Origin of the sequence: Anaerobacillus sp., from assembly GCF_046314235.1 — a bacterium.
Classification (GTDB): domain Bacteria; phylum Bacillota; class Bacilli; order Bacillales; family Anaerobacillaceae; genus Anaerobacillus.
Genome location: NZ_JBKBWN010000019.1, coordinates 19398 through 33075, shown reverse-complemented (window position 1 = coordinate 33075; position 13678 = coordinate 19398). Strand labels below are relative to the sequence as shown.

The 13678-nt window shown below is 35.0% G+C and carries 10 protein-coding genes; all 10 read right to left on the bottom strand.

Features of this window, described 5'->3' with window-relative positions:
• Nucleotides 1–9 precede the first annotated feature (9 nt).
• The 10 genes from ACK4M9_RS19475 to ACK4M9_RS19430 all read right to left on the bottom strand — a co-directional run bounded on the left by ACK4M9_RS19475 (nt 10) and on the right by ACK4M9_RS19430 (nt 13645).
• Nucleotides 10–3156 (bottom strand): DEAD/DEAH box helicase, encoded by a 3147-nt coding sequence (locus tag ACK4M9_RS19475; RefSeq protein ID WP_409854277.1) that lies wholly within the window; start codon nt 3154–3156, stop codon nt 10–12.
• A gap of 617 nt (nt 3157–3773) precedes the next feature.
• The gene (locus ACK4M9_RS19470) at nt 3774–5069 is read right to left on the bottom strand and encodes a GTPase family protein (protein ID WP_409854276.1); all 1296 of its coding nucleotides are present in this window, start codon (nt 5067–5069) and stop codon (nt 3774–3776) included.
• Nucleotides 5070–5920: 851 nt separating this feature from the next.
• Complete coding sequence (locus tag ACK4M9_RS19465; RefSeq protein ID WP_409854274.1) at nt 5921–6508, bottom strand: hypothetical protein; 588 nt, start codon at nt 6506–6508, stop codon at nt 5921–5923.
• Between the two features lie 430 nt (nt 6509–6938).
• Complete coding sequence (locus tag ACK4M9_RS19460; protein ID WP_409854324.1) at nt 6939–7157, bottom strand: competence protein ComK; 219 nt, start codon at nt 7155–7157, stop codon at nt 6939–6941.
• 330 nt (nt 7158–7487) lie between these two features.
• Complete coding sequence (locus ACK4M9_RS19455) at nt 7488–8534, bottom strand: 5-methylcytosine restriction system specificity protein McrC (protein WP_409854272.1); 1047 nt, start codon at nt 8532–8534, stop codon at nt 7488–7490.
• Complete coding sequence (locus ACK4M9_RS19450) at nt 8521–10623, bottom strand: AAA family ATPase (RefSeq protein WP_409854270.1); 2103 nt, start codon at nt 10621–10623, stop codon at nt 8521–8523. The genes ACK4M9_RS19455 and ACK4M9_RS19450 overlap by 14 nt, the downstream gene beginning before the upstream one ends.
• Before the next feature lie 138 nt (nt 10624–10761).
• Entirely contained in the window at nt 10762–10929 is a 168-nt protein-coding gene (locus ACK4M9_RS19445) for a hypothetical protein (protein WP_409854268.1), read from the bottom strand.
• Between the two features lie 168 nt (nt 10930–11097).
• Nucleotides 11098–11619 carry a hypothetical protein gene (locus tag ACK4M9_RS19440; protein ID WP_409854267.1) on the bottom strand — a complete coding sequence of 174 codons (522 nt, stop codon included), beginning with the start codon at nt 11617–11619 and terminating at the stop codon, nt 11098–11100.
• A 55-nt stretch (nt 11620–11674) separates the two neighbouring features.
• The gene (locus ACK4M9_RS19435; RefSeq protein WP_409854265.1) at nt 11675–12439 is read right to left on the bottom strand and encodes an NERD domain-containing protein; all 765 of its coding nucleotides are present in this window, start codon (nt 12437–12439) and stop codon (nt 11675–11677) included.
• Nucleotides 12440–12901: 462 nt separating this feature from the next.
• Nucleotides 12902–13645, bottom strand: coding sequence for an amidohydrolase family protein (locus ACK4M9_RS19430; protein WP_409854263.1), 744 nt, complete (start codon nt 13643–13645; stop codon nt 12902–12904).
• Nucleotides 13646–13678 lie beyond the last annotated feature (33 nt).

The window sequence follows — 13678 nt, the reverse complement described above, 5'->3', positions numbered from 1 at the left end:
GCTTCTAATTTACACCACCTTATTCGCCACCGGCACTAACCTCGCTGGCATCTCCTCATTCAACCGCCAAACAAAACTCATTGGCTTGCTTCCAGAATGGCTGACGTATTCGGCTGTTCCAAGGAAGGTGAATGGTGATGTGTAGCCGTTTTCGGTTTTATATTCTCTGACAAACAAGGCAATTTGGTGATTGTTTTGTTTGTGATGAATGTAGCGTTGGGCTGTTTTACTTTCTGGAGACACTCGACTTTGGGTTTCCCAGTGAAATAGTCGTTCGTTAATGGCATAGTCGTCGTATAAGGTTGATGGCGAGAAATCTTTTTCAGATTTGTTTAAGGTAATGAAAAAGATATCAAGGTTCTTGGCTTCAAAGTGTTTTACGCCTTCTCTGAAGGCTGGGCTTTGCTCTTCGTTAAAGTGATCAAAGGCTGCTAGTATTTGTGACGTTGTATATTGGTTGTGTACCTTTAATGGACATGTGAATGGAAAGTCATGTCCAATCTCAACATAATCAATCGTTGAATAGTTGTATTGGAGGATCTCTCTAATTTCTTCACGGAGTTCCTTTGTACTTAGTATCGCTTGCATCCCTTCTTCTATTGATTGAAATCCTTCTTTTGGTGGGGCTGCATTATAAAACGAATAATAAAGGATTCCTAGCATTAGTTTTTCTGATTCGGTTGTTACGGTTTGATCATCAAGATAGCGGATGAGAAAGGATAGTAATACTTGCGAACGGATATGAAATAGGTTTGGCAGTCGCTTTGTGATCACTTTTTCATTCGCACAGAAGAATTCGTCCATTAACCCTGCTTCTACTCTCAATCGTTGGAAGGAACGATCGCCGCTTTTTCCGTAAAAGTCGTAAATCGATAAATGATAATGCATTAAGAAGTTAGCTAGTGTTAGCTCAAGTCCTGAGTCCTCTTCGAAGTATTTCAATTTACTGACGAGATTTTTTCTAGTTAACGAGCTCTCTTTAATATTTCGCAGAATGTATTCCTTTGCCTGTTTTTCGAGTTGTATATAGCAGCCTTTAGGAATATTGAAAAATCCGTTTTCAACATAGTGCTTCACAGAGTGCTTCGTGCGACCAATTAGTGCCCGGAATTTTTCTTCAAATGAATAGTTTTTATGGGCTTGACCAACAAAATCAAGAACAGTAAGGCATTCTTTCCCTTCTGAGAGGCGTAAACCCCGTCCTAATTGTTGTAGGAATACGGTTAAGCTTTCTGTCGGTCGTAAAAACAGGATCGTATTAACTTCTGGTATATCAATTCCTTCATTATATAAATCAACGACAAAAATAAAGCGGATTTCGCCTGATACTAATTTCGATTGTGCCGTATCTCGTACCTTTTGGTCGACACCACCGTACAGCGTAATCGAAGGAATGTTTGAATTCGAAAAAAACTCAGCCATATATTTGGCATGCTCAATCGACACGCAAAAACCTAATCCTTTAACATCATCAAGGTCAGTTACATATTTACGAAGACTCGTGATGATTTGGTTGCTACGTATTTTATTAGAGGTAAAAACGTTTTCTAGTTCTTTAATTTCATAGCCTTTTCGACTCCATTTCAGTTTTGATAGATCAACGGTATCAGTGACGCAAAAATATTGAAACGGACTAAGTAGTTTTCGATCAATCGCAGCTGTTAAGCGCATTTCTGCAGCAATCGTATCATCAAAGTAAGTCAGAACATCCTTGCCATCCATCCGTTCTGGTGTTGCGGTTAGGCCCAAGAGGACCTTCGGCTTGTAGTAGCTGAGCAGCTTTTGATAGGAAGCTGCTGCTGCATGATGAAATTCGTCAACAATGATGAAGTCGTAATAGTCAGCTGTTGTTTTTTCATAGAGCTTTGAAGAATTAAAGCTTTGGATCGAGACAAACAGGTGCTCTAGCGAATCAGGGGTATTCCCGCCCACTAACAAATCGCCAAAATTAAAATCTCGTAAAATCGCGCGAAACGTTGTCCGGCTTTGCTTTAAGATTTCCTCACGATGAGCGACAAACAGTAGTTTTGCGTGGCGCTTGTTCTTCTTTAAAAAACGTTTGTAGTCAAACGCAGAAATGACCGTTTTTCCAACACCAGTTGCGGCCACTAGTAGGTTTTTTGTGCGACCAAACACCTCGCGTTCGGCCTCTAACTTTTCAAGAATTTCCTTTTGAAAATGATATGGTTGAATATCAAAGTGAAAATGGACATCGTCATTTTCATTAAGCTTCGTTTTACTTAAAGCTGTTTTTAAGCGCTGTTGATCGTCTTCTTTTTCACCATCAAAAAAGCTGAATTCCCCGTCGTTCCAATAACTTTCAAAGGTCGCATCGAATTTTTTCACGATATCAAACGAATCTTTCTCCGTTATTTTTAAGTTCCATTCTAATCCTGACGTAAGCGCTGGATTAGATAAGTTAGAGGAGCCAATGTAGGCTGTCGTAAAGCCAGTCTCCCGTTTAAACATATACGCTTTCGCGTGTAATCTAGTTCGATCCTTATCATAGGAAATTTTCACTTCAGTATTGGAAAGCTTGCTTAGCTCAATAATCGCTTTGTAATCAGATGCCTCCATATAGGATGTGGTAATCACTCGCAGCTTGCCACCAGTGTCGGTAAACGTTCGTAAGTCCTCGATAATACAACGGAGACCACTCCACTTGATAAAGGAAACGAGCATATCAATGTGATCTGCCGATTGAATTTCGCGACTTAGTTCTCCTAACATATTCGGCTCATGGTGCGAGCCAGTAAACAGCGAGCTTTGCGAAATCGGTGTGACTGGTCTTACGACTCCTTCTTTATTCAAGCTCCTAGCACTGTTAAGCTTTGAATAAATCGAAGTAAGCACTTCCCCTTCTTCAGCAATTTGTAGCGACTGAAACTCTGTATCATCAAGATGTTCACTCAAAATCGTAATGATCTCATTGCATGTTTTAATTTGCTTTAGTAATGCGGCTGCATGATCATCTTTTTTATCATCACGAATATAACTAAGCGCTCGCCTTGTCACAGACGATATGTAACTAGCCAGCATTTTCCGAGCTTCTTCTACATCAAGTTTTTCCGTTTGAATGTCGTGGTCGGTGAGGTTAGTAAGTTCGTTTTTTAGCCTTTTGTTTATAATTTCTTCGTATATTCCTTCAGGTAGCATTGGATCACCTCATAGTTGCATTATATGGTTACTTTATCCCATATAATGGATCATATATCATAATTCGACAGAAAGAGTCGAAAACCTTTCTTTTGCATACGAATATAGGGACATAGGGACAGGTCCACTGTCCCTATGTAACGACATATCTGCTCACTATTATCTTAAATGTTGGGAGAATGTACCAGTCCCGCACAACATTTATAAGTAATTTACCATAGCAATTTGACAAGACCCTGTCAGCGAACATTAGTTTGACACGGTTCATTTAGCGAATAAAAAAATTAGCCCCACCTAACATCCATCCTTCTTTTGTTATAAGGTCATAAATGAGCGCCCTAGATATGCCTTTGCATTTCCTTTCCAAAAAGCAGTCAATTGCTTATCCAAATAAGAATTTTAAGTAAAAAGTCTAACCCCCTTTTCTTTTCTGAGGATTAGACTTTGGTTTTCCTTAATTTAGCTAGTTGTGGAAATAAATTTTTTCTGCTTAATAGTGTGGTTGTACTGCACATTAATTAAAGCTGTTAATATCTACTTAACCTGTGGTTTGCTGTGGTAGTTTTATTACAAACCCTGTCACGGCTCTCAGTAATGTATCTAAGTGAGGTTTAAGTTTAATATGACAACTGTTCTTCTTTTTTCGATTCTTCCATTTCTTTCTTTGCTTGTTCTTTTGTTTTTCCATCTATATAGTAAGCAATTGCTGCTTTACCTACTGCATATGTTCCCGAATAAGCTATTGTACTACTGATAGCAGAGCCTGAACCTGGTATAAATACATTTAAAAATTTTGCACCCTGTTGAGCTACAAATCTCAATCCTAATCCAAACAATGCTACTCCTCCCAACGAAAGAATAAATTCCCTCGCCATCTTACTATCTATTTTTTGTCCACTTAGATAAGCTATAAGTGTAACTTCAACTATTTGTATAGGTATTAGAACTACAATATCACTTGCTGGTATAGGAGTAATTGCCACACCTGCACTCGCTGTTGAAAATACTTTGACAAACTTATTGGCAATTTTCTTAATAGCTATATCAAGTTTGTTGTTCAACATTAAATATACCGCGGCACGAAAGTCAATGTTTTCTTCTAAAAAATTTACCAGTTTATCAATATTGTATCTTCCATCAAATTCAATCACTAAGTTCGCACGCTCTTCTGGAGACAAACTTTCTGGATCTTCGTGATTCCATTCTATATATGAAGAAACTGGTACTATAAAAGTATCTGCTAGTCCTACTTCTTCTAATACTTGACGAACCTGTTGCTCCTTTATTGCAATGTTATCTCTTTTCTTTTGAGTGTAACTTGTTGGCTCCTTAATTCTAGATGGCTCTATATCATCTATTCGTGTAATAACTGTAACTAAAGGTACTTTTATATCTAGACTACTATAGACTTCTTTTAGATACACAGCATCTTCTTTTAAAGTAGATCTATCAGCACCATTTGTTAATAATAAAAAGGCATCCGGTTCAAACTCTTCAATTACAATTTTTAAATCTTCTTCAGCTGTACTCGATAATGCCTTTAAATTTTCTTTAATACCTCTAGTATCAATAATTTCAAATAAAACTTCATCATTTTTTTTATATTGAAATACTTGAGAATTTTTTGTGCCAACCTTTATAGCACTAGTTTTAGCTAAATATTCACCGAATATTGCATTAATAAGGCTACTTTTGCCTACACCTGTCCGCCCCATTATAACTAATCTAGGCGCTCTTCTCTCTTTGATACCTTCCATAATGCTAGTAATCTCTTCTGATTTTAAAGCCTTAATCACTAAATCTTTCGATATTTTTGGGATAGCAAAATCTAACCCATTAATAAATTCTTCCACAGCGTCCATCGTATCTGTAATTTGTTGTAATCTTTTTTCTAAGATCTCTCTACTATTCATAATTCCACCTCCAATTAAAATACCTAATTCATATTGCAATACTTAGAATCAAAACAATACATTATTCAATATAGACTTCTGATTTAAATTGTTGAATCTAATTTTACGTAATGATATAGGGAAAATTATCCACTTATATAATATCATTATAGATTCATTAAATATATCAAAATTTACTTGAATTACTTTTATTCATAATTTAAAGTCAACAAAACCGATAAAGGAGCGAGAGAACCATCTAATGTTGACTCTCCCACTCCTAAATGTAATTCTTCTATTACCTCTGTTTTGAGCCTTGGTAGTTTGTAATCTTCTTATTTGAGCATAAAGATCCTATCTGAAATTCACTTTTAAAAATTGCTCTAGCTTTAAATATCTCATTTATATGGATGGTACACTCCGGTTTATCCCCCAAAACTTAAATTTAATACAAATTCAATCCACTAACACATTATCCATAATATGGATAGATCATTAAAAGATAACACCTATAAAATAAAACCTCAGTTAAAGGACATTCGTTGATAAAAGAAATTAATTGTTGCACAGTATTCCTCTATTACGTCACATTACTTATTTTAAAGTAGTTCAAAATTCTTCTGTTGATCACGTTGGACCATATTGTAAAGCAGGTTGCTCACAAGCGATGCATGGTTTGCGATAGGAGATTTGCTTAATCCCGGTTTTCCTTCTTGAAATTAAGTTTATGCAAACAAGCGCAGTCGGCTCGTCCTAGAGTGACATCGGTGAGTCGCTGCTTCACTTTTGGTAAGTGAATAGGCTGCCGCTAATTACAATAAACTAATTGCCGGGCACTATCACAATAAAAAGCAAACAGTCTCGGTTTAGTTTTAGTTTCCACCAAAGTTATTCAAAGGGTTACCATCTGGATTAGTTCTCCAGTAACCATTTTCTCCACCTCTCCAATATCCTCTAACCTCAACACCATTTCTAACATAGGGTTCTACTTGATGAGGTGTTACATGGTGTACTCCTGGTGGAGGACTAGGAGAAAGAACTGGGAGCTTCATATTCACGTATCCAAACAATAAAGAAAAACTTATCATAAAATAAATCATTGCATAAGGTAATAGCATCACACTTGCAATTAAGAAAGACATTATAGAACTTATAAATCTTAGATAATAGGAAATAGGAATATATAAATTTCGCCCAAAAACATTCGATTGCGCTCTAGCTTTTAATTCATTTTTTAAGGAAAAGCGGACTGATACAAAGAAATGTCGATTTGCTAATCTCATATAATCTAGTTCTATCATTTCTTCAATTTCTCCAATATTATAAGGACCAAGATGCCATAAAACATTTCCAAATATAGCGATTAGAAGCCCAAAAACTATTTGTACCCACCATTCCAACATTCTAAATGAAGTATAGAGATCATGAAACCATAATCCGATATCATTTATAAACTCCAAAATTATCACTGCCTCTACTTTTTTCAGTCATCTTGCACAGGGTTCCCTAGATAGAATAGTAACTCTAGGAGGTCTAGTACTTTAGCGACACCCTCCTTTGAGTTCCTTAATGATCCATATCTTTATTGGAACATCTTTAATGTCTACGAGTTTTGTAGACTAATACTGAGGTGGTTTACTTAGGGTAATCGGCTAAACCCCATCGTGACATTTCTCCCATATTGTTTTTTATTAGACTAATTATATTTTAATATATTAATAAAATAAATAGAGCTTAGACTTTCTAGCAAAATAAATTCTAGTATGTTCCTGTTCTCGTCAAATCCTATTATTCAGGTTCCTTTTTATATCAGAGTGTATACTAAATAGGATCTAAAACTTACCTTAAGATGGGTCCTAACTTTATAAATATACTACATCAGCCCGCGACTCATAACTCCATCATACAAAAGGCCGCACGCTGTATTTGTCTTTCCAACATAAAATAGCATATATCCAACTTCACTTCCTTCAAATTTGAAAACAGGATATTAGACTCTCCTTCATGTTTTTTTTCAGCTATCTCTTTAACATGATTAGGAAATATCCAGCTGCATTCATAATTTTTAGATGAGTGTGTTGGAAAGGCATAAAGGGTTAGATTCTGGATGAATACCTACAAGCTGCTTAAAATGGATCCGAGCTAAGGATCTTACCGCTTTCTTCCTACCATCGTATGAAGAGCCGTATTAAATACAAGAATGCTCAATCACTTGAAGTGTTTAGCGAATTAAAAAATCAACGCCCTACATAACATTAGGAAGCTGAAACAAAGTCTAGGCTGAGGGATAGGCGATTCCCACATTTTCAATTACTTACGTTCTACTATTAACATTCCTTAAAAAGTGGTTAAACAAGGGAGCTGTGTATAAATAGAAAAGAAATCCCCCGAATGTTAATTCGAAGGAATTTTTCGTATATAGATAAAGCAATTTACAAACTACTCAAAAAATTGATTGGCATATGCTAATAAGTTTTCCTTTATGTTGCTAAAATCTTGTTGTAAATCAAGAGATACAACAAAAATTTGATTACCTTTAATGTGATAAATATGGTTAGGTTGATTTAATGCGGTTGTTTTCGCATAAAGTAACATACCTGCAACCGTTTCATCCGGCTCTTTTTTCCAATTATTTATATATGTAAATATTTGATAAAGGTTACCTGATTTTTGTTTTGCAGCTCCACCTTCAAACCTTGCTACCATATTCTCAGAATAAAATTTCCCATCCACAATCAACGTTTTTTTATCTTTTTGAAGTACAAGGTCTGTTTGCATAATTGGTAATGCATCTGTAAATGCATCATCAACACTCCACTGAATTTGAGGATGGGATACATTGTATTTCGTTTCACGTTTAAAAAATGCAAAGATGAATATTTCATATAAAGATGATAATCTTTGTTCGTCTTGAACCTCTTTCATCATTTGAGATGTAGTGCTTTCATCAAATAATAACTGCTCATAGAGATATCTACACACGTCTACAATAAATTGATAGCGAATGTTTTGGCGGTTATATCTAACATTTTTCCATAGCTTCAAATCTAGCTCTACATCTGATACCTCTGTAAAATAAGGCAGCAAACCGTAAAACAATCTACGCATTTTTTGACTTAGTTTATTTGAGCGCGATAGGTAAACGAGTGTCGCTTTAATAATTTGATTCAACAATATATTTTCAGAGAACTCATCATAAACTACTGCAACTTTCTTATTTACCAATGCATTTTTCTTTATCGTAGAGTTAATATCAATTTTCCCCTTAATCACATTCGAAGTCTCTTCAACACTTATATAGTCCTTGCTTAATCCACCCCGAATTAATACTGGTATGCCAATCGATAAAATTTCTGCGTAAAGATCTTTAACGTTCTCAAACTTTTCTGTTCCGATTTGTTTATACTCGGAAAGATTTAACGTTTGATATGCGTAGGAAAGCATATAGTATATATTACGAATTGGAATATGACTATTTCTCTCCATCGTAACAACCTCTTAGTCGTTCAGCCCAATCTTTTGCCTTCTGTTCATCATCAAACCAATACTCGAATAGCTGTGGAATAATTTCAAATTCGATAACTTCCTCTACACGATTTGCAGTATCTACTTTATAAGCATCACCTACAAGGTAGCTATGCCCAATTTGAAAGCCTGTCCCTAGCTCTTCAACAATTTGATTATTTAAGCTTTTAATTTCATCAATGATACGATTTAAAGCTTCTGGATTATTTAATTTGTTTACATACGACTTAAATGTCTCATTTTGGAACGCTGGTTTAATTTCAAAAAACGAAAATCTTCTTCTAAGTGCGTAGTCTAATAAAGCTAAGCTTCTATCTGCCGTATTCATCATTCCAATGATGTATAAATTCGGTGGCACAGAAAACTTATCATTGGAGTAAAGTAGATTGATTTGCTCGCCTCGCTTATCCGCTTCGATAAGCATCATTAATTCTCCAAATATTTTACTCATATTCCCACGGTTAATTTCATCAATAATAAAGAAGTAGTCTCGTTCCGGATCTCGTGCTGCTTTTCTAGCAAACTTCACAAACGGACCTTGCTTCAGCTCAAACCCATCTCCTTCAGCTTTTGGACGGAACCCTTCAATGAAGTCCTCATAACTATAGCTTTGATGAAACTGAACCATATGGATACGCGTTTCATCTTTTTCTTCCATCATTGCATACGCTAAACGTTTGGCAATAAACGTTTTACCTACTCCCGGTGCACCTTTCAAAATAAGATTCTTCTTATTTCTAAGTAGAGAAATTAGACGTACAAGTTCCTTCTTCTCGATAAAAACATCCGAAAGAAATTCAACCATTGTAAAGGATTCATTTTCTTGTACAGTAGGCTTAGATTCAATAAAACGAATGTAGTAATCAATTGAGCTTCCAGATACGCCTTTATATTTTTTGTAGGATTCATCTGATACAACGGCATCTTTCAAACGTTTTAGTTGCTCAATATCTGTTTCACCAAAAATTGAAGCATCAAAATGGTGCTCTATATCCTTTAACGCACTTACTTTTTGCATAACTGTTTTATCATTCAAGCTAAATCCTGTATCAGTAACTTGATTGGATAACCAATTTCGAAATTCATTTACTACAGCAATTTTCGGATCAAAATCTTCATTCATTACTTGATCAATTTCTTGAATAAAATTTGGATAAGGATTTAGACAAGTTAACGTTTTTTGAGCAAAAGTCTGATGTAGTTCCCACTTTCCAACTTGAAGCCATTCTACTTTTCTTCTATGTTTATACTCTGATGCTTCATCATCGAAGTAGTAATCTCCCGTAACAACTCCGCGTGCGAGGATTTTCTTAATTCCTTCTTTCACAAATACAACGTCGCCTGTTTGAATTTCACGATAGAAATCCCACACAGCCTTTGTATCATTGACAGGGCGCACCCCATCCGCTCTTTGCTCAGCTATTTTTCTTTCAACAGCTTCCTTTGAATGAAAGTTTTTTAAATCCCCTAAATAGTCCCAACCAAGTGCAATCATATTTTCTGCGTGGAACTGATCCCATAATCTCGAATATTCACCTGGTGAAATTACCCAATAATTAATGCTGTTATCAATTTGATCTTCTTGATTCGCAATTTTCTTCTCTTTTTTAGGATACGTTAAAGTAGGATTTTCATCATAATATAAAAATATTAAATATGAGCGCATCAAAACGCCCCAGTCAGGTATTCCACCTAAATTATCAGGTTTACTTCTTACGCCGCGATTATATTCATCTTCTGCATATTTTTTTCTAAATTGAATTCTTGTCGTACCAAAATTTTCAGGATATCGAGGAGTACTTTTACCAGATACTAATCGCTCAATTTCCTCATCACTTTGTTCCGTCATTTGTTGATAGATATTTTTATATTCCGAATATGATTGATAATCAAAGAAATTTCCCTTATAGCCACTCCCTAATCGAAACTTATCTAACAGGTGTCCAAGTTTTTCAAGATATGGCGTATACCACATACCTGTTTTTTCACCTAAATTTTCCGTAACCCAAGCTTTATATTTTTCTTTTTGATTATTCACAACATCATTCATAGCGTACCTCCAAAAAAGTATTTATTGCCTTAAATTAAAACACTGATAAAATTACTCCAATCTATGAGTAGTTAGTTGTTCTCCCCTCATTTATAAAGATAATAATGGCAGCTATCCAATTCAAGTAACTCGATGACTTTATTTGTCTTTATTAAATTCAGGGCAAACCTCTTTGTTAAATGCATACTTATCAGGTTTAACTTCATACTCTAAACACTCAACTGCACTTTTATTATTTTGACAATCACTGCATTGAGATGGTGTAACCTTTGGCTTGTAATCATCAAACCTTTTTTCGCTGCTCACTATAATCAACCTCCTGGATAAAAAGTGACCTAGAAAATAGCCGTTTCATAGGTTGCTTCTTAGAATTCCTCCGCTAATGCACGTCGTTCCTTGAAAAAGCATCACAATATCAACGTTTGAAAAAGAAAAATTAAACCTCTAATAGATAGACCTCTTCTTGACTGATCTTTACCTAAAAAAGTACTCCTTGTATTCCATTAATCTATCTTTGACATAATCCCAAATTATTACCTTCCCATTATTAACTTCAAATACTTTGCCATGCGAATTGTGATTATCCATTTTCATCTGATTAAAATTCCCACGAAAATCCCTAACGTAAGTTGAACGGTAATTGACTTCATCACTACATCTTCGCTCTAGTACCTCTAAAGGAACAAAACCTAGTTCACTCTCAACTTGAAAATAAGCACGTACAATTTTATGATTATATTGTTCAGGTTTTACAGCCCACTTTGGTATTCTATTTCTCGCTTTTCCTTTATCGGCATTCATAAGCTCATTAACCTTGCTATTTTTAGCTACTTCTTGACTTTTATATTTCTGTGAAGCAGCTGAAAAACTACTAGTTATGTAATCTATCATAAATCTTTCAATGACCTCATTACATTCTTCTTTATTAACCATTAAAGCTAATTTGAAATTTTCAACTATATCTTCCTTAATATTAATCTCAAATATTTTACTCATACTCGTTTCCCTCACTTAATAAATGAATGAATTCATTTTTAATTATGTAATTATGCTACGACGACACCTGTCTCGTATACCTACACTTCGGATAGTTACTACAGCCTTGAAACTGACCAAACTTCCCTTTTCTCATGACTAAGTTGCTACCGCATTTAGGACATTCTGAAGATGTAGCCATTCTTTTTTGAGCTGCTTTTTTCACTTTAATTGAGGTAACGTGCTCTTTTTTCACTTGCTGCTTTTGTTTTTTATCAACAATCTTTAGTTTTTCAATGGCTGTGTTGATTGATTGTAATTCTTGTTTTGAATATACAGCAGTTGAATACTCTTGTATCACGTGTAGCAATTGACTAAACTGAATAACGCGGGCTTTTCTAAATGGTTCGGTGAATTTCAATGTAGAATTGTTTGAGAAGGCTATAATTGAATAAAATTTGTCATCATCAGTGTGTAAATTGGTTTTTAGAGCTTTAATATGACCTGCGTTCTGCCAAATCGGGTTATATAGTTTTTCCTTACGCTTGTAAATGACTTGAGTCCAGTTTCTTTGATCTTCCTTCCCAAAGATCCAGCCTTCATAATGCTTTGTCTCAATGACAAATATTCCATAAGGTGAGGTAACAATATGGTCGAGCTGTGTTGTGCCGCCTTCCTCATTGGGAACATATAGGTCATGGAAGATCGTGTACTTTTCGGGATCTAGTTTTGACAGGATCTTGTTTACAAAAGCTTCTCCAATTCTTCCTTTGATAGAGGCATAATTGAACTTTAAATAGAAAATAAAAACCAAGAATAATAGCGTTAAAAACATACTCATGAACGAAACCTCGCTTAAATTGATCTATTTGTAAATATTCTAGTAATCTTTTATTCTTTTTACATATTTTACTACAATTCGACGTGTTATTCCATTTTATTCCGGGTATTTCTTTTTCGAAAAGACAACAAAAAGAAGGAGCAATCTTAAAAGTCTGCTCCTCTTATTATGTACTATATATCCTTACAGAACGAACTCCTGTTATTATGTCGACAAATGGCGTTTGTTACCTCGTGATTTACATCTAAATTATAAAAATTCATCCTTTTGAATTCTTAGTGGAATTAGCAAATTATATAAATCCGCCTTAAACTTTAAATAATCTATCTTGTCGCCTTTTTTCAAATCCTTTACCATCTTATTGGTATTCTCCCAATCTTTTTTTAAACCAGATGGTATATTGCCTTCCTTCTCCCATGTGTACTGACTCATAAATTTCATTAAAATATAGTTGTAACCGAATTACTTGAAGTACCATTTTAAAGCATTAGAATACAAGATTTTAGAGGAAGCTTTTTCTCCAAATAGACACTGAATTAGTTCGATATCCGCATACTCAAAAGGTCTTTTCGCCCTTGTAGATGGCAAATCTGTTCCGAACATAAGAGCGTCTGGGTTAATGTCATAAATGGACTTTAAAGCATTCTCGATATTTAATTGTACACGACCAAAACCAGTTGCTTTAACACGAATATCTTTATCCACTAACTTTAATAAATGTGGTAATCCTTCTTCAGATAAGCCTAAATGGTCAATTGAAATAGCAGGTAACTTTTCGATAGTCGATGCAATCTCTGGTAACTCTTTTGCATCAATATAAAGTTCACTATGCCACCCTACTAAATCGAAAACTCTTCTTGCAAAGTAATCGAGTTTTGATAAATCTTCTGAACCGCCTCGTTTGATATTAAATCGTAATGCCCTTACCCCGCTGTTATGTAAATTTATAATTTCATCATCGGTCACAGTAAACGGCAATTGTGTTACGCCACAAAATGCTGGACCCATTCGTTTAAGTGCTTTCATTAAGTAGCCTTGGTCAAATCCTTGGAAAGAACCAGATACAATCGGTCCACCTACTACATTCAAATCTGCAATTTCATTTTGATAATCTGTTACAACATAGTTCGGGGGTGTATATCCTTGGTTTTCAATAATCGGAAAATCATAATCAATAATATGAAAATGTGAATCAAAAATTCTCATCTTTAATTGCCCTCTCTTTTCTTGAACAAATCA

Bases quoted from the DNA above. Each gene is read 5' to 3' on its own strand.
- ACK4M9_RS19475 (WP_409854277.1), bottom strand. From the start codon at position 3,156: ATGCTACCTGAAGGAATATACGAAGAAATTATAAACAAAAGGCTAAAA.
- ACK4M9_RS19470 (WP_409854276.1), bottom strand. From the start codon at position 5,069: ATGAATAGTAGAGAGATCTTAGAAAAAAGATTACAACAAATTACAGAT.
- ACK4M9_RS19455 (WP_409854272.1), bottom strand. From the start codon at position 8,534: ATGGAGAGAAATAGTCATATTCCAATTCGTAATATATACTATATGCTT.
- ACK4M9_RS19450 (WP_409854270.1), bottom strand. From the start codon at position 10,623: ATGAATGATGTTGTGAATAATCAAAAAGAAAAATATAAAGCTTGGGTT.
- ACK4M9_RS19440 (WP_409854267.1), bottom strand. From the start codon at position 11,619: ATGAGTAAAATATTTGAGATTAATATTAAGGAAGATATAGTTGAAAAT.
- ACK4M9_RS19435 (WP_409854265.1), bottom strand. From the start codon at position 12,439: ATGAGTATGTTTTTAACGCTATTATTCTTGGTTTTTATTTTCTATTTA.
- ACK4M9_RS19430 (WP_409854263.1), bottom strand. From the start codon at position 13,645: ATGAGAATTTTTGATTCACATTTTCATATTATTGATTATGATTTTCCG.